We start from the raw sequence: 16,976 nt of genomic DNA on the forward strand, positions 1-16,976 counted from the left end.
GGCCTCAGCCCAGCGTCAGCACGACAGGCTGGTGGTCCGATGCCTGGGTGTGGCCATCGGTCTGCCAGTCGCGCACGCGCGACTGCAGGCTGTCGCTGACCAGCATGAAGTCGCAGGCCACGGGCTCGGGCCCGTAGCGCCGATCGAACAGTTTGAACGTAGGCGGCTGGGGGTCGTCGGCGTGCAGCAGCCGCCAGCTGTCATGCCACTGGCCGGGCTGCAGTGCGCCCTCCTCGCCCGTCGCCCAGCGCGCCGTGAGCGCCGCGTACTCGGCCTCCTGCGGCTCGAAGTTGAAGTCGCCGCACAGCACCGCCTGGTGCGTATGCGACTTGGTCTGGAACGGCGAGCCGTCACGGCAGTCCTGCGGCGGCGCATCGGCAACGCTGCAGGCCGCGAGGTGCAGGCCGCGCAGCGCCAGCGCCTGGGCCATGCGCTGGGCCTTGGAGTAGTACTCGAGGTGGGTGGTCATCACGCGCACCGCGCCCAGGCGCGCGTCCATCACCGTGACCACGGTGCAGATGCGGGGCATGCTGCGCACGCCGGCATCGGCCGGGTACGGCAGCGGATAGTGCTGCACCTGCAGCGCCGGCAGACGCGTGGCGATCAAATTGCCGAAGCGCTGGCGGCCGGTGGTCGTGAACTCATCGACGGCCGCGCCGAAGAACAGCTGCCAGCCGGGCAGCAGCTTCTGCAGCTGCGCGAGCTGGTCGCCGGGAGCGCCCTGCAGGCCCGGATAGTTGACCGCGATTTCCTGCAGGCACAGGACATCGGCGTCGGCAAGAGAACGCGCGCGTTCGATGATGCGCTGCGGGCTGACCAGGCCGTCGAGGCCACAGCACCATTGGGTGTTCCAGCTGAGGATTTTCATGCAAGCATTACACCCCAAGGCGGCAGCGGTCCAAGCCAGCAAATGCCGTCTGTGCGTCCCGGTCCCGGCGCTACTTGATGCCCGCGCGCATGAAGCTCTGCACGAACTGGCGCTGGAACAGCAGGAAGGCAATCAGCAGCGGCGCCGAGGTCATCAGCGTCGCGGCGGTGATCGTCGACCATTCGACGCCCTGCTCCACCGACGAGAACACCTGCAGGCCCACGGTGAGCGGCCGCGACTCCACGCTGTTGGTGATGATCAGCGGCCACAGGAAGTTGTTCCAGTGAAAGCTCACCGAGACCAGCGCGAACGCGGTGTAGACCGGCTTGGCCAGGGGCACATAGACGCGCCACAGCGTCTGCAGCGCGCTTGCGCCCTCGACGCGCGCGGCTTCGTCGAGCTCCCTGGGAATGCCCATGAAGGTCTGGCGCAGCAGGAAGATCGCGAACGCCGAGGCGAAGTACGGCAGGCCTATGGCCAGCAGGCTGTCGACCAGGCCCAGCTTCGCCATGGTCTGGTAGTTCTCCACCAGCAGGATGTCGGGCATGATCATCAGCTGCACCAGCACCAGCGCGAACGCCACGTTCTTGCCGCGGAACTCGTAGCGCGCAAATGCATAGGCGGCCAGCGTGCTGAGCACCAGCTGCGCGGCCAGGATCATGCCCACCAGCAGCGTGGTGTTGAGGAAGTAGCGTGCAAACGGCGCGGCCTGCCAGGCATGGCGGAAGTTCTCCAGCGTCCAGGGCGCGGCGAGATCGAAGCGCGTGGAGAACTCCGCGGGGTGAAACGCCGTCCAGACCGCGTAGACCAGCGGCAGTATCCACAGCAGCGCCAGCACCCAGGCGGCAAGCGTGTCCAGCCACGAGACCGTGTACAGCGCCGGGCCCTGGCGCGGCGAATCCTTGACTGCGCTCATTTGTAATGCACCCGCTTGTCCAACACGAAAAACTGGAACAGCGCGACGCTGGCCAGCACCACCACCAGCACCACGGTGATTGCCGCCGCATAGCCCGCGTCCCAGAACTTGAAGCCGACTTCGTAGAGGTGGTAGAGCAGCAGGCTGGTCGCGTTGTCGGGGCCGCCGCGCGTCAGGATGAACACATGGTCGACCAGCCGGAACGCATTCACCACGGCGTTGACCAGCACGAACAGCGTGGTCGGCATCAGCAGCGGCCACTGCACGCGCCGGAAGTAATACCAGCGCGACGCGCCTTCTATCGCGGCCGCTTCCTTGAGGCTGGGGTTGAGCGTCTGCAGCGCCGCGAGGTAGAAGATCATGAAGAAGCCGGCTTCCTTCCAGATCGCGACCAGCGTGATGCAGGCCAGCGCGGTCGAAGGATCACCCAGCCAGTTGTGCGACGGCAGGCCCAGCGCGCCCGTGATCTGCTCGAGCAGGCCGTATTGCGGCGTGTAGAAGAACAGCCAGATATTGGCCACGGCAATCATGGGCAGCACCGTGGGCGTGAAATACGCCATGCGCAGGAATGCGCGGCCGTGCATGCGCTCGTTGACCCACAGCGCCATCGCCAGCGCCAGGCCTATCGACAGCGGAATGGTCGCGCCCGCAAACCACAGGTTGTTGCGCACCGCCTGCCAGAACACCGGGTCATCGACCATCACCTGGTAGTTCTCCAGCCCCACCCAGTGGCCCGGCCGGCTGCCGCGCGGCGTCGAGAAGAAGCTGTCGATCAGCGTCGCCAGCGCGGGCCAGTGCGTGAACGCCACCAGCAGCGCCAGCGCCGGCAGCAGCAAGAGCCAGGCATGCAGTGCATGCTGGCTGACTGCAGCACGCGGCGCGGCGAAGTTCGTGCCCGCGGCCATGGTCTTACTGGTAGCTGCGCAGCAGGCGGTCGGCTTCGCGCTGCGCGTCCTTGAGCGCCTGGGCCGAGGTCTTGCTGCCGTTGAGCGCGGCCTGCACGGCGTCGTTGAGCAGCTTGGTCACGCGCTGGTTGTCATGCGTGGAGAACTCGGCCACCGACACCGGCAGCTGGTCACGCGCGACCAGAGCCTGCGGAAAGTCCTGTCCGTATTTCTTCAGCACCGGCGTGTCGTAGGCCGCGGGCGATACCGCCACATAGCCGGTGTCCATGCTCCACTGCGCGGCGCGCTCGGGCTGGGTGACCCATTTGATGAACTCGAACGCGGCCTGCTGCTGCGCCGGCGTCGACTTCTTGAAGATGTAGAAATTGCCGCCGCCCGTGGGCGAGCCCTTGCGCACATTGCCCGCGATCTGGCCCACGCCGAAGTCGAACTTGGCATTGGCCTTGAGGTTGGTCAGATTGCCGGTCGTGGTGACGATGATTGCCGCCTTCTGCTCGATGAAGTCCTTGGGCGTAGTGCCCCACTCGACCACGCCGCTGGGGTGCACGCCGCTGCGCGCCAGATTGACCCAGTAGTCCAGCGCCTCGATGACCTTGGGATTGTCGAGCGTCACCTTGGTGCCGGTGTCGTTGGCCAGCAGCACGCCGTTGGGCGTGGTCAGCGTCTGCAGCATCCAGTAGCCAAAGCCCGTCGATGGAATCTGTATGCCGTACTGCACCACCTTGCCGCTGGCGTCCTTGCGCGTGAGCTTTTGCGCCGCCTCGCTCAGTTCCTTCCAGGTCTGGGGCGCGCGGTTCGGGTCCAGCCCGGCCTGCTTGAACAAATCCTTGTTGTAGTACATCACCACGGTGGAGCGCTGGAACGGCACGCCCCAGGTCTTGCCGCCGGTCTGGCTGTTGGCCATGAAGGCCGGGTAGAAGCTCTTGAGCCAGGCCTGGTCGTCGGCGGTCTTGACGAACTGGTCTATGGGGGCGATCGCGTCTTCGTCGATCAGCGTGAACATGTCGGTCGACAGCAGCACCGAGGTTGCGGGCGGCTTGCCCGACTTGTGCGCGGTCAGCGCCTTGACGATGGTTTCCTGGTAGGTGCCGGCGTAGATCGGCGTCACCTTGATGTTCGGGTTGGCCTTCATGAAATCGGCGGCAAAGCCGTCTATGGTCTTGGCAATCGCGCCGCCCACGGCCACGGGATAGTAGAACGGCACTTCGACCTGTGCCTGGGCCAGGGCCTGGCCGGACATGCCGATGGTGCCCATTGCGCCGGCGACGGCCAGGGTCTGGAGGAAGGTCTTGCGCTGCATGAAAGCTCCTGAAAGAAATGCAATGAATGACGGGCGCTGCCGCGGCAAGGCCCGAAAACCGGAAGGCGAAAATCAGCCGGCGCGCGCGCCCAGGCGCAGGCCGTCGGCGCCGAAGAAATGGGTGTCGTGGTCCTGCCAGGCCAGGCGCACCTGCGCGCCCGTGGGCACCTGCTGCGGGCCGGGAGCGCGCACCGTGAGCACTTCGCTGCCCACCTGGCAGCGCAGCACCAGATCGGCGCCCAGATATTCCTGGCCCACCACCTGGGCGTCTATGCCGCGCTGGCCGTCGGCGACCACGGCAATGGCTTCGGGGCGCAGCCCCATGCAGCGCGCGCTGCCGCCGCCCACGCCCACGTCGCTGCCAGCGATGCGGCCATGCTCGAGCGCGATCAGATTCATTGCGGGCGTGCCGATGAAGCGCGCGGCAAAGCGGCTTGCCGGGCGGGCATACATTTCGCGCGGCGTCGCGCATTGCTCCACGCTGCCCTGGTGCAGCAGCACCACCTGGTCGGCCATGCTCATGGCTTCGGCCTGGTCATGGGTCACATAGACCACCGTGAGGCCCAGGCGCTGCTGCAGTTCGCGCAGCTCGCTGCGCATTTCCTGGCGCAGCTGGGCGTCGAGATTGGAAAGGGGTTCGTCCATCAGGCAGACCTTGGCCTGGGCGACCAGCGCGCGCCCCAGCGCCACGCGCTGCTGCTGTCCGCCGGACAGCTGGGCGGGCCGGCGATCGAGCAGGGCCGTGAGGCCCAGCAGCTCGGCGGTCTCGGCCAGGCGCTTGGCGGACTCGGCCGCAGCCACCTTGCGCACCGACAGGCCGAAGCCTATGTTCTGCGCCACCGTGAGGTGGGGAAACAGCGCATAGTTCTGGAACACCATGGCGATGCCGCGCTCGGCGGGAGGCAGGTGGCCGACTTCGCGGCCATCGATGCGCACACTGCCCGCGGTCGCGGTTTCCAGCCCCGCAATGATGCGCAGCGTGGTCGACTTGCCACAGCCCGAAGGCCCGAGAAGTACGCAGAAAGTTGCCGGTTCAATGCGCAAGTGCAGCGCGCGCAGCGCCGTTGTTGCACCCCAGGACTTTGCGACACCATCGAGTTCTATCAAGGACATGAGTGCCTAGTCTAGGCAAGTCATGTGACGGATGCGTGTCAATTTTCTAGGTGCTTGCCCTGAAGCCACGACAGTCCTGTGACGGACATCTTTATACCGCCGTGCCCGCCGGCCCGGGCGCTGCGTGCAAAGATGACGATGGTCGCAGAACCAGCTATTCATGACGCTCGAAGCCAACGCAACTGCCGCGCCCCTGCAAGGGGGGCAGCGAGCAAGCGCCGCCGCGCAGCGAGGCTGCCGTCCCCCTCCACCGCAGGTTGAGAGGGGGAAGCCGCGTCAGCGGCTCAGGGGGTGACCTTTACGGCCCCGTTTGGCGCCTCGCCGAACATCTCGGGCGCGTACAGCGCCTCGACGCGCGTGGGCGGCAGCGCGAACTCGCCGACATTGCTCACGCGCACGCGGTAGCGCAGCTTGATGCTGCCGCGCGGCAGCCACTCGTAGTAGCCGCGCCACGACGAGAAGCTGCGCTCCTCGAACGTGGGCTGGCTGCCTTGGTCGCCGCTGTCGGTCGCGCCCTGCTGCTGGGCGATCTCGGAGTCGCGCCCCAGGCCGCTGCCCAGGATGGTCGCGCCCGCGGGAATCGGATCGGTGATAGCGACCCAGCCCATGTCGGCCGTCGAGGTGACGTCAAGCGTCACATCGAGCACCTCGCCGCGCTGGTAGCTGCCCGCGGGCAGCTGCGACGGCGTGACGCGGGTGACGGTCTTGCGCACCGTGTAGCCCGCGCTGAACGGCTTGCTCAGCGGCACCGCCGCCACCGATTGCAGGCTCAGCCAGGGCTTGCCCGCGCCTTCGTGCGTGACCGTGAGCGGGCCCGGCGCCCAGGGCAGGAACAGGCCGTTGGCGCCCGCGGCGGCGACCGGCGCGCCCACGGGGCTGGCGCCCAGAGGAACGCCCGGCACAGCACCGGGCGACGCCGCCATGCCGCGCCATTCCTTGACCACGCTTTGCGTGCCCAGCTGGGCCAGCGTGCGGCCCGCGACCGGCGTGCTTTCGCGCTCGCGCGAGAACGCCTGCAGCGCCAGCACGCCCCACAGGTTGGCCGTGGTCGTGGTCCAGGCGCCGCCGCGCTGGCGCGCGATCAGTCCCTGGGCCAGGCGCGGCACGTCGTCCTTCCACTCGGGCAGCGACAGCGCCGTGAGCAGCAGGCGCGCGGCATTGCTGTCGCCGCCCTGCATCTGCCACCACCAGTTGTCGTCCTTCTCGGTGCTGAACACCACCTGGCTGCCCTGGAACGACAGCCGGCTTTGCAGCAGCTGCTTGGCTTCCTGCAGACGCGTATCGCGCTGCGCGGCTTCGGGCATGCGCTGCAGGATCTGCACCCAGTCCAGCAGCGCGTGCGTGGGCCATTGCGTGGGCGCGACGCGAATGCTTTCCAGCATGCGCGGCACGGCGCGGCCGTTGCGCGACAGCGCCTCGATCGCCGCGAGCTTGCGCAGCTCCAGCGCCAGCGCCTGGTCGTTGCGCGGATTGTTCAGCGGGCGTTCGAGCCGGCCTTCGACAAACGCGATCAGCGCGCTTTCCATCTGCGCGCGCAGCGCTTCGGGCAGGGCCAGGCGCGGGTCCTGGCGCGCGGCCTCGTGGCTGGCGGCCAGCAGATAGGCGGTCAGCGTGTCGCTGCCGCGGTGCGGAGCACCGGCGCGCGGCGGGAAATACGACGCCAGCCCGTTCTCGTCGAGATAGCTGGGCATCTTGGCAATCACCTGCTGCCACTGGGCGGCGTCGCCCAGGCCCAGCGCGCGGCTGCTGATCTGCTCCAGGCAGGTGTAGGCGTAGCGCAGCCACCAGTCGCGCACGCCGGTCATGCCGTCGGCCAGCTTGGGCGCGAGCGCCAGGCGCAGTCCGCCGCGGCCCGGCAGGGCGTCCGCCGGCGGCGACACCGGCAGCTGCCATGAGCCATCGATCTGCACCAGCGTCGCCTGCTGCACCGTGAGCGGCACGGCGGCCTCGATGCGCTGGCGCGTGCGAATCGCGTCGCGCGCCGGCGGCGCGCCCGGCGTCACGTCCTGGGCGTCGATTTCCCAGTCCAGGCCCGCGGCCAGGTTCTCGAGCGCGCTGCTGCCCGCGGCGTTGACCGGCACCGTGACCTCCCACGCGACTTCCTGAGAAGCGCCCGCGGCCAGCGCGATGCGCTGCGCGGCCAGTGTGAGCGGCGCGGCGCGCGGCTGCACCTGGACCTGCATGGTGCGCTGGGTGGTGTTGCGCAGCGTGACCTGGGCGCGGAAGCGGTCGCCTTCGCGCACCAGCGGCGGCAGGCCGCTGATGATCTGCAGGTCCTGCGTGCTGCGGATCTTGGTGCGCCCCGTGCCGAACAGCTGCACGCCCGCATCGGCGACGGCAACGATCTCGAACGTGGTCAGCGAATCATTGAGCGGCACCGTGACGCGCGCCTGGCCCTTGGCGTCGAGCACCACGCCAGGCTGCCACAGCAGCACGCTGTCGAACAGCTCGCGCCGCGGACTGCGCCCGCCGCCGCCGCCCGCGGCAACGGCCTTGCGCCCATAGTGGCGCCGACCTATCACTTCCATCTGCGCGGTCGCGGTCTGCACGCCCCAGGCGCGGCGCGGCAGCATCGCGTCCAGCAGGTTCCAGCTGCCATTGGGCATGAGTTCGAGCAGCGCCTGATCGACCGCGGCAAGCGCAACTTCGGCCCCGGCCGCCGGTTGCCCATTGGGCAGCTTGGCGCTGATCGTGACCTGGGCCGTGCCGCGCACCGGATAGGTTTCGCGGTCGGCGCTGACCTGCACCGCGAGCCGGTTCGCCGCGGCGTCGACCTTGATCTCGGCCATGCCCAGACGGAACGCGGGGCGGCTCAGATCGACCAGGGCCGTAGGCGCCACATATTCGCGGCCTTCGTGCCAGAACGCATTCCACCAGGCACGCGGCGCCTGGTAGCCCCAGGTGAAGAAGCTGTACCAGGGCACTTCACGCAACCGCCCGCGCAGCGCCAGCACGCTCACGTAGACGTTGGGCCCCCAGCTTTCCTCGATCTTCAATTCGACCGTCGGGTTCTGGCCTTCGAGCTGCACCACGCGCGTGCTCAAAATGCCTTCGCGCTCGACGGCCACCAGCGCGGTCGCGTAGCGGAACGGCATGCGCACCTGCAGGCGCGCGGTCTCGCCGGGCTGGTAGCTGCGCTGCTCGCTCAGCAGTTCCATGCGGTCATGGTCTTCGCCGCCGAACCACAGCTCGCCCTGGCGCGTGACCCAGACCGAAGTCGCAGCCTGGACTTCGTTGCCCGCGCTGTCGCTGGCCGTGGCCACGAGTTCGACTTCGCCCGCCTGGGCGATCTTTGCCGTGCAGTGCAGCCGGCCCTGGGCGTCGCTCTTGCCCGAACACATCGTGCCCAGGTCCTTGAGCGTGGTCTGGTTGTCGTAGCTGTAGAAGCCGCCGACCAGCCGCTTGCGGCTGCTGGTGGTGATGCGCGCCAGCGCCTGCACCTTGAGCGCCACGCCCGCCTGGGGCTTGCCGTCCAGGCCCAGCGCCAGCGCCGAGAACTGCATTTCGCGCTCGGTCGAGACCCAGTTCTCGGCCTGTATGCCCGCGACCACGGCCGCGGGCCACAGCGTCTGCGTGCTGCGCAGCGTCTGCACTTCGCCGCTGGGGTCGGCATAGGTCGCTTCGACCAGCAGTTCGCGCGCCTGGTTGCCGCGCGGCAGCGACTGCAGCTCGACCTGGCCCGCGCCCTGGCGATTGAGCACCAGCGGCAGCGCGTCGGCAACCACCTTGGTGTCCTGCGCCGCGCTGGCCTCCTCGTCGTCGCTTTGCGCGTTGTCTGCGGCCGCGCGCGGCGGGCCGAAGTGGAAGTCGTCATAGCCCGCGAAATCCAGCGACTTCGCGCGCACCATGGCCGAGACCCGCACCGGCAGGCCGTCGGCCGGCCCGCCCGAAAGGTAGTTGAGCTGCACTTGCACCGGCAGCTTCTCGGCGCGCACCAGCGGCTTGGCGTTGACCGGGCCGACCCGGCCTTCGAACACCGGCAGGCGGAACTCCTCGACGCGGAACGACCCGCTGGTCAGCGCGCGAAACTTGGCTCCATCCTGCGGCTCGCGCAGCTCGACCTGGTATTCGCCGAGCTTGGCGCCCGCGGGCACGGGAAAGCGGCTTTCGGCGCTCAAGCCCCCGCTGCCGGTCTCGCGCCAGACCAGGGGCTGGCGAAAGCTCTGGCCGCTGCCCAGATGGGTGATGCGCAGCTCGCTGGGACGCTGCGGCGGCAGCGCCAGCCCCTGGCCATTCTGCTGGCGCAGGAAGTGCTTCATGGCCAGGGTTTCGCCGGCGCGCAGCAGCGTGCGGTCGAACACCGTGTGCGCGAGCATGTCGGCCTTCTCGCTGGAGCTGGTCGGCACATTAAAGCGCCAGGGCTCTATGCCGCGCTGCCAGTCGCTCCAGGCAAACGCCAGCTCGGGGCCGGCCGTGGTCTGGGCGCGCGCGCTGACGAAATAGGCGGCATTGCGGTAGCCGTCGCCGTGGCATTGCGGCGGCTGGGGCGACAGATCGGCAAACTGGGCGATGCCCTGGGCATTGGTCACGGCCGAGGCCAGCACTTCGCCGTTGCAGCTGGACACCTGGACCTTGGCGCCGGCAACGACCTGGCCCTTGTCGAGCGTGGTCACCCAGGCCGCGGAATTCTCGCGGCCCAGCTTGAAATGCACGGCGAGGTTGGTCACCAGCGCCGAGCTGCGCACATACATGCTGCGCTTCTCGCCATAGCGTTCATCGAGCAGCGCCGCGCCCAGCAGCGGCGAGGCGATCTCGACCACATGGAATCCGGGTGTCAAGGGAATGCCCACGACTTCAAACGGCCGCGGATCGCCGGCCTGGGCCGCGGGCAGCGACATGGCCTTGACGTTGGACTGGCCGGCAAGCAGCGACAGCATGCGCGTCTGCACGCTCTGGCGCTGATCGGGGTCTATCACCGGCGGCAGCGCGCCCTGCACGTCGCGCCGCGCCTGGGCACGCGTGACCTGGTCGCGTTCATAGTTCTGCAGCTTGCGCAGCCAGGCAATGATGTCGGCATCGGTGCGCGGCTCGAGCAGGCTGACCTCGCTGCCCGGCTGCAGTTGCTGGCCTTTCAGCGCGGCTTCGACCTTGCGCACCGTCACCGGCAGCAGCGCCGGGCCCTCGGGGCCTTCGGCAAAGCGCTCCACGATGCCGAACGGAGAAGCCGCGAACTTGACCAACGGCGGCATGTCGCCCGTGGCCACCGTGAGCGGAAAGGATGCGGCATTGCGCAGCGTGCGCCCGGCCGCGTCCTTGAAGTCCTTGGGCAGTTGCAGCTGGTAGCTGGTCTGAGCCGCCAGGCCTTCGAAGCGCAAGCCGTCGACCAGCCCCTGAGGGTCGGGGCGCACAGAAGGGTCGTCGCCTTCGTCGATCACCGGCTTGAGCGTCGCGCCGCCGCCCTGCAGGCGTACCGCTTCAGCCAGCGCGCGCGACACGGGCGCGTTGAACGACAGCCGTATCGGCCGTATCGGCAGGCAGGCGGCCTGGGCGTTCTCGCGCTCGCAGCGCATCTCGGCCGAGAACGGTTCACGCACGCTGTACGCGAACTCCTGCGCATTGCGCGTGGCCACGCCGCTGGGCGTGGCGACACCGCTGCCCAGCACCAGACGCAGCTTGGCGCCGGGCGTGAGCGTGCGATTGCAGGCCAGCGTGGCGTACTGCAGCGGCGCGGCCGCGGCCGGCTTGTCCCAGCCGCGCATCTTGAGCAGCGCCTGGCGCTCGTCGCCGTCGATCCAGCGCAGCGGAATGCGCTCGCCCACGCCTTCGAGCGCGCAATAGCCGTTGGCCAGCAGCGTCTCGCGTGCCACCGGGCCGTTGAAGCGCAGCACGAAGAACTGCGACTCGTCGATGGCTTCATAAGTGGGCGGCAGGATGGAAACCGCCTGCGGGCCGCCGGTGCTGAACTGGTAGCGGGTGGTGCCCGACAACACCTGGCCCGTGGGCGACTTCAGGCCGGCGAGCAGCTGCGCCGTGCAGCGCACGCCCGGCGGCAAGGGCTTGGAAAAATCAAACACCCATTCGCGCTCGCTGGTCCAGCGGCCCGTGCCGGCCGCGGCCGAGGCGTCGCTGCATGACAGCTGCAGCGGCGCCGCGGCCTTGGGGTCGCCAAAGCGCACCGCGGCGCTGTCGAACTGCACGCGCACCTGCGCCACCTGCGCAACTTCGCCTTGCGGGTTGAATTGCCCCACGGCCAACGCCAGCGCATTGCCGGCCCACAGCGCCAGCGCGGCGCCTGTCCAATGTTTTATTCCCACGTCTTACCCTCTCGATCCGGCCGGGCCGGTGCTGCCTGGGCCGCTCGATGGCGGCTTTTTGCGGCGTATCGGCCGATCATGGGTGGGCCGGAGCGCTTTGCCAAAAAAAACCCCACAGAAATTGCGGGGCTTTTCGTTCAGTGCAGGACGCTTATTGCGGCTGGTAGCCGCTGTTGCGAATGATGGCCGTCCAGGCCCGCGTATAGGCCTGCTCGCGCTGCGCGAGCTGCTGCGGCGACATATGGCCTACGGTCAGGCCCAGCGCCACCAGTTGTTCATGGACTTGCGGTATCTGCAACACCTTGGCGGTCGCGGCCGAGAAGCGCTCGATGAACGCCGTGGGCGTGCCCTTGGGCGCATAGAAACCGTAGTACGGCATGTCTTCATAACCCTTGACGCCCTGCTCGGCCAGCGTCGGCACATCGGGCATGGACGCCTGGCGCCGGTCGCCCAGCACCGCGATCACGCGCATCTTGCCCGCGCGCTGGTGCTCGATGAAGTCCTGCACCGCGGCAATGCCCGCAGGAATCTGGTTGCCCAGCATGTCGGCCAGCATGGGCGCGCTGCCGCGATACGGCGCGGCCACGAGATCGAGCTGGAAGCGGCTGGACAGCTGCTTGACCAGGAACTCGGGCGTGGACGCGGGCGCGGGAATGCCCACGGCGCTCTTGCCGCCCTGCTGGCGCACCCACTGCACGTATTCGGCAAGGTTCTTTGCCGGCGTCTGGCTGGACACCGCGAGCGCGTTGACGAAGGTGGCAATGCCGGTCACGGGAACGAAGTCCTGGGCCGGGTCGAAACCGGGCTTTCTGACGACCTGGGGCAGGATGGAAATCGTGTGGTCGTGCGTCAGGAACAGCGTGTGGCCGTCGGCCGGCGCCGCCTTGAGCTGCTGGGCCGCGATCTGTCCGCCCGCGCCCGGGCGGTTGTCGACCAGCACCGTGGTGCCCAGTTCATCGCGCAGCTTCTCGGCCAGCAGGCGCGCGATCGCGTCCGTGCCGCCGCCCGGCGGAAAGCCCACGAGAATGCGGATCGGCTGGGGATCGGCCGCATGGGCGCTGGCGCCCCAGGCCACCACGGACGACACCACGGCGGCATGGGACAGAAGTCGGCGACGTGAAAGACGCATGAAGGATCACTCCAGTGGAATCAGAAGAACGCCGGCGCGGCCGCGGCCGCGCGCGGCTGGATTTACGCCAGACGTGCCTTGTGCAGCGCCAGCTGGGCGCGCACCTGGGCCGGCGCCGTGCCGCCCAGCGTGTTGCGCGCATTGAGCGAACCGCGCAGGCTCAGGCACTCGAACACGTCCTGCTCGATCTGCGGGTGAAAGCCCTGCAGCGTCGCCAGCGGCAGCTCGGACAGGTCCACGCCTTCGGTGATCGCGGCCTTGACCGCATGCGCCACGGTCTCGTGCGCGTCGCGGAACGGCAGGCCCTTCTTGACCAGATAATCGGCCAGATCGGTGGCCGTCGCATAGCCCTTGAGCGCCGCGCGCTCCATCGCTTCGGCGTTCACGCCTATGCCGCCTTCCTTGACGCCCGTGGCCGGGTTGAGCTGGCCGCCGACCATTTCGCTGAAGATGCGCAGCGTGTCCTTGAGCGTGTCGACGGTGTCGAACAGCGGCTCCTTGTCTTCCTGGTTGTCCTTGTTGTAGGCCAGGGGCTGGCCCTTCATCAGCGTGATCAGACCCATCAGGTGGCCGACCACGCGGCCGGTCTTGCCGCGCGCCAGTTCGGGCACGTCGGGGTTCTTCTTCTGCGGCATGATCGACGAGCCCGTAGTGAAGCGGTCGGCAATCTTGATGAAGCCGAAGTTCTGGCTCATCCACAGGATCAGCTCTTCGGAGAAGCGGCTGATGTGCACCATGCACAGCGCGGCGGCGGCGCTGAACTCGATCGCGAAGTCGCGGTCGCTCACCGCGTCCAGGCTGTTCTGGCACACGCCTTCCATGCCCAGGCTGCGCGCCACGCGTTCGCGGTCCAGCGGGTAGGTGGTGCCGGCCAGCGCGGCAGAGCCCAGCGGCAGCACGTTGACGCGGCGGCGCACGTCGGCCATGCGCTCGGCGTCGCGCTTGAACATCTCGACATAGGCCAGCAGATGGTGGCCGAAGCTCACGGGCTGGGCCACCTGCAGGTGGGTGAAGCCCGGAAGTATCACTTCGACATGGCGCTCGGCGGTTTCGACCAGCGACTTCTGCAGCTCGCCCAGCAGGCCGCTGATCACGTCGATCTCGCCGCGCAGCCACAGGCGCACGTCGGTCGCGACCTGGTCGTTGCGGCTGCGGCCGGTGTGCAGGCGCTTGCCCGCGTCGCCGACCAATTGCGTCAGGCGCGCTTCGATGTTCAGATGCACGTCTTCGAGATCGAGCTTCCATTCAAAGCCGCCGGCCTCGATCTCGGCCGTGATCTGGGCCATGCCCTTTTCAATGGACGCATGGTCTGCGGCGGAAATGATGCCCTGGGCGGACAGCATTTCCGCATGCGCCAGGCTGCCCATGATGTCGGCTTGCCACAGGCGCTTGTCGAAGAACACGCTCGAGGTGTAGCGCTTGACGAGGTCGCTCATGGGCTCGGAGAACAACGCCGACCATGCCTGGGCCTTGGTATCGAGCTGATTGTGGGAAGGTTGCGTGCTGGAGTTGTTGGACATGGACGGGCAATAATCAGAGGGTTCAGGACAGCCGGAACAACCGGATGCCGCAATGCAAGATATGCAAATTTTATCGACCCCGGCCGGATCCGACGAATCCGGTGCTGTACTAGCCCCCACGGCCGGTGCGGCGCAGCGCGTTCTGGTGTTCGATGCCTGTCATGTCGGCGTGGTGCTGCGGGCCGTGTTGTTCGTGCAGAGCGTGGTCGCGACGGCCGCGCTTTTCGGCGCCGGCAGCGCGCTCGAATGGCTGGCCGGCATGGCGCTGGTCACCAGCGGCACGCTGCCCGCAACGCTGCTGTGGCTGGTCGTTGCCTGCGGCATGAAGCGCCTGCTGCAGCGCCTGCCCCGGCAGGCCCAGGTCCTCGCCGGCATGGGGCTGGGAACGCTGTGCGGCCTCTATGCCTGCGCCATGCTGTGGCTGGTCGATGACGCGCCGGCCTCGTTCTGGCTGGCCAGCGCGGCCTCGGGCGCGCTGCTGTCGGCGCTGCTGGTGACCGCGCTGCAGCTGCGCGCGCGCGCGCGCGCACCGGCCGCGACCACGGCGCGGCTGGCCGAACTGCAGTCGCGCATACGCCCGCATTTCCTGTTCAACACGCTCAACAGCGCCATTGCGCTGGTGCGCGCCGAGCCGGCCCAGGCCGAAGCCTTGCTGGAAGACCTCAGCGACCTGTTCCGCTGCGCGCTGGCCGAACCCCGCGCCAGCACCACGCTGGCCGAGGAAATCGCCTTGGCGCGGCAATATCTCGCCATCGAGCAGGTGCGCTTTGGCGCAAGACTGCGCGCGCACTGGCAACTCGACCCCGCGGCGGGCGGCGCGCGGCTGCCGCCGCTGCTGCTGCAGCCGCTGGTGGAAAATGCGATACGCCACGGTGTGGAGCCCAGCCCCGACGGCGGCAGCCTGGAGTTGACCACGCGGCTGCACCGCGGCCGTGTCGAGATCACCCTCGTCAACAGCCTGCCGCCGGCCTCGGCCCGGTCCACGCCCGGCCATGGCATGGCGCTGCGCAATGTGCGCGAGCGCCTGTCGCTGCTGCACGATCTGCAGGCCGACTTCAGCGCCGGCAGCCACCAGGGCCGCTACCGCGTGCGTATCATCCTGCCGCTGGAGGACGTGGCATGAATCGCCCCTTGCACATTCTGTTGGTCGATGACGAAGCGCTGGCGCGCAGCCGGCTGCGTACGCTGCTGGCGGACGCCGCGCGCAGCGACCCGCCGCTGCCGCCGCTGGTCGTGCATGAAGCCGCGGACAGCGCCCAGGCCTGGGCGCTGCTCGACGCGCCCGATTGCGCGATCGAGCTGCTGCTGCTCGACATCCACATGCCGGGCCAGGACGGGCTGTCTCTGGCCGAACGCCTGCGCGGCCTGGCCCAGCCGCCCGCGCTGGTGTTCGTCACCGCGAACAGCCAGCATGCGGTCGATGCCTTCGAGCTCGATGCGCTCGACTACCTGACCAAGCCCGTGCGCCTCGCGCGACTGCAGCAGATGCTGGCCAAGCTGCTGCGCCAGCGGCTGCCCGCGGCCGCCGCGCAGGAAAGCCCGGGCACGCTGCTGATCCAGGACCGCGGCCGCACCGAACGCGTGCCGCTGGCCGAAGTGGTCTATTTCAAGGCCGAGCTCAAATACGTGACCGTGCGCACGGCCGAACACAGCTACATCCTCGACAGCGCTCTGGGCGAACTCGAAACGCGCCATGCCGCGCAGTTCCTGCGCATACACCGCAACGCGCTGGTCGCGCGCCGCGCGCTGCGCGCGCTGGAAAAGCACCATGACGCCGAGGAAGGCGATGGCTGGGCCGTGCGCCTGGACGGCATAGACGAGCCGCTTGCGGTCTCGCGCCGCCAGCTGCCCGGCGTGCGCGCGGCGCTGCGCGATCAGCCCGAGCCGTCAGTGTGAATGCGCCAGGCCGCTGACCAGCGTCACCAGCACCATGCCCGCAACGAGCCAGGCGATCTGCGCGAAGGTCTCGCGCGCCGTGAGGCGCTTTTGCAGCTGGGGAATCAGATCGGCCAGCGCCACATAGACAAAGCTGCTCGACGCCAGCACGAGGAAATACGGCAGCCAGTCCTGCAGCTGACCGACGAGAAAGTAGCCCGCGATGCCGCCCAGCGCCGTCACCGCGCCCGCCAGCGAAACCTTGACCAGCGCCACGCGCCGGTTGCCGCTGGCATGGCGCAGCACCACCAGATCACCGATATGGTGGGGCACCTCGTGCGCCAGCACCGAGGCCGCGGCGATCAGGCCCAGGCGCATGTCGGCCAGGAACGCCGAGGCAATCAGCACGCCGTCGCCAAAGCAATGCACGCTGTCGCCCGTGAGCACCGCCCAGCCGCCCGTGGCTTTGCCGTGGTCATGGCCATCGTGGCCATGCGCGTGACCATGCCCGTGGCTCGGATGGTTGTCATGCCCATGGCCATGCTCGTGGCCGTGGTGCCAGAGTTCGGCCTTGTCGAGCAGGAAGAAGAAGACCACGCCGATCAGCAGCGTGAGGAACAGGTCGTGCGCGCTGGCCTCGCTCTCGAACGCTTCGGGCAGCAGATGCATGAAAGCCGTCGCCAGCAAGGCCCCCGCAGCCAGGCTCAGCAGGCGCTGGGGCATCATGCCGCCGTTGTTGGAGGACACGCCCACGCGCATGAGCAATGCAGCGACCCACACGCTGCCAATGCCCGCGGCCAAGGTGGCCAAAATGATTGCTGCCAAAGTCATAGCTGTTTTTGCTTTTCTTGATGGGCCACAAAGGCCGATCCCGCTGATTTTCGCAGAAGACGCATGCCGCCGTTGGCGGCAATGCAAAACGGCGGTGGACTATGGCGCTTGTTGCCGTCCTCCCCACGTTCGTCCTGAGCTTGTCGAAGGATGAACGACCGGCCCTCAAGCCATCGTGCAGCCTCGCCGCAGGCATGCCACGCTCCCTGAAACGCCCTTCGACGGCGCCGCCGTGGCAGGCTCAGGGCGAACGGTCATCGGGATT

11 protein-coding genes are annotated in these 16,976 nt (G+C 68.4%); 2 read left to right on the top strand and 9 right to left on the bottom strand.

Features of this window, described 5'->3' with window-relative positions:
- Positions 1 to 4: 4 nt before the first annotated feature.
- The 8 genes from RR928_RS09110 to argH form a co-directional block, all read right to left on the bottom strand.
- Entirely contained in the window at positions 5 to 868 is an 864-nt protein-coding gene (locus RR928_RS09110; RefSeq protein WP_332539212.1) for an endonuclease/exonuclease/phosphatase family protein, read from the bottom strand.
- Between the two features lie 70 nt (positions 869 to 938).
- The gene (locus tag RR928_RS09115) at positions 939 to 1,784 is read right to left on the bottom strand and encodes a carbohydrate ABC transporter permease (RefSeq protein ID WP_332539211.1); all 846 of its coding nucleotides are present in this window, start codon (positions 1,782 to 1,784) and stop codon (positions 939 to 941) included.
- Entirely contained in the window at positions 1,781 to 2,689 is a 909-nt protein-coding gene (locus RR928_RS09120; protein ID WP_332539209.1) for a carbohydrate ABC transporter permease, read from the bottom strand. Before RR928_RS09120 ends, RR928_RS09115 begins: the two co-directional genes overlap by 4 nt.
- A gap of 4 nt (positions 2,690 to 2,693) precedes the next feature.
- A complete protein-coding gene (locus tag RR928_RS09125) occupies positions 2,694 to 3,989 on the bottom strand; it encodes an ABC transporter substrate-binding protein (protein WP_332682254.1) in 1,296 nt (431 codons plus the stop codon).
- Between the two features lie 72 nt (positions 3,990 to 4,061).
- Complete coding sequence (locus tag RR928_RS09130; protein WP_332534075.1) at positions 4,062 to 5,102, bottom strand: ABC transporter ATP-binding protein; 1,041 nt, start codon at positions 5,100 to 5,102, stop codon at positions 4,062 to 4,064.
- 284 nt (positions 5,103 to 5,386) lie between these two features.
- The gene (locus RR928_RS09135) at positions 5,387 to 11,350 is read right to left on the bottom strand and encodes an alpha-2-macroglobulin family protein (RefSeq protein WP_442881906.1); all 5,964 of its coding nucleotides are present in this window, start codon (positions 11,348 to 11,350) and stop codon (positions 5,387 to 5,389) included.
- Positions 11,351 to 11,507: 157 nt separating this feature from the next.
- Positions 11,508 to 12,485 carry a Bug family tripartite tricarboxylate transporter substrate binding protein gene (locus RR928_RS09140; RefSeq protein WP_332548712.1) on the bottom strand — a complete coding sequence of 326 codons (978 nt, stop codon included), beginning with the start codon at positions 12,483 to 12,485 and terminating at the stop codon, positions 11,508 to 11,510.
- 62 nt (positions 12,486 to 12,547) lie between these two features.
- Positions 12,548 to 14,005, bottom strand: a complete 1,458-nt coding sequence (gene argH, locus RR928_RS09145; protein WP_332548713.1) for an argininosuccinate lyase — start codon at positions 14,003 to 14,005, stop codon at positions 12,548 to 12,550.
- A gap of 52 nt (positions 14,006 to 14,057) precedes the next feature.
- Here argH and RR928_RS09150 point away from each other — a divergent pair, with 52 nt between their 5' ends.
- Positions 14,058 to 15,128: a sensor histidine kinase gene (locus RR928_RS09150; protein WP_332548714.1), complete on the top strand. Its 1,071-nt coding sequence runs from the start codon at positions 14,058 to 14,060 to the stop codon at positions 15,126 to 15,128.
- Positions 15,129 to 15,136: 8 nt separating this feature from the next.
- Complete coding sequence (locus RR928_RS09155) at positions 15,137 to 15,901, top strand: LytR/AlgR family response regulator transcription factor (RefSeq protein WP_332534080.1); 765 nt, start codon at positions 15,137 to 15,139, stop codon at positions 15,899 to 15,901.
- Here RR928_RS09155 and RR928_RS09160 read toward each other — a convergent pair.
- Positions 15,893 to 16,711 (bottom strand): ZIP family metal transporter, encoded by an 819-nt coding sequence (locus RR928_RS09160; RefSeq protein ID WP_332534070.1) that lies wholly within the window; start codon positions 16,709 to 16,711, stop codon positions 15,893 to 15,895. The genes RR928_RS09155 and RR928_RS09160 overlap by 9 nt on opposite strands.
- Positions 16,712 to 16,976: the final 265 nt, after the last annotated feature.

Source organism: Comamonas sp. (genome assembly GCF_036666375.1).
Classification (GTDB): Bacteria; Pseudomonadota; Gammaproteobacteria; order Burkholderiales; family Burkholderiaceae_C; genus Comamonas.

What these genes read in the sequence shown, in the direction of transcription:
- RR928_RS09110 (WP_332539212.1), bottom strand. Translation starts at nt 868, where the DNA reads ATGAAAATCCTCAGCTGGAACACCCAATGGTGCTGTGGCCTCGACGGC.
- RR928_RS09115 (WP_332539211.1), bottom strand. Translation starts at nt 1,784, where the DNA reads ATGAGCGCAGTCAAGGATTCGCCGCGCCAGGGCCCGGCGCTGTACACG.
- RR928_RS09120 (WP_332539209.1), bottom strand. Translation starts at nt 2,689, where the DNA reads ATGGCCGCGGGCACGAACTTCGCCGCGCCGCGTGCTGCAGTCAGCCAG.
- RR928_RS09125 (WP_332682254.1), bottom strand. Translation starts at nt 3,989, where the DNA reads ATGCAGCGCAAGACCTTCCTCCAGACCCTGGCCGTCGCCGGCGCAATG.
- RR928_RS09130 (WP_332534075.1), bottom strand. Translation starts at nt 5,102, where the DNA reads ATGTCCTTGATAGAACTCGATGGTGTCGCAAAGTCCTGGGGTGCAACA.
- RR928_RS09140 (WP_332548712.1), bottom strand. Translation starts at nt 12,485, where the DNA reads ATGCGTCTTTCACGTCGCCGACTTCTGTCCCATGCCGCCGTGGTGTCG.
- argH (WP_332548713.1), bottom strand. Translation starts at nt 14,005, where the DNA reads ATGTCCAACAACTCCAGCACGCAACCTTCCCACAATCAGCTCGATACC.
- RR928_RS09150 (WP_332548714.1), top strand. Translation starts at nt 14,058, where the DNA reads ATGCAAGATATGCAAATTTTATCGACCCCGGCCGGATCCGACGAATCC.
- RR928_RS09160 (WP_332534070.1), bottom strand. Translation starts at nt 16,711, where the DNA reads ATGACTTTGGCAGCAATCATTTTGGCCACCTTGGCCGCGGGCATTGGC.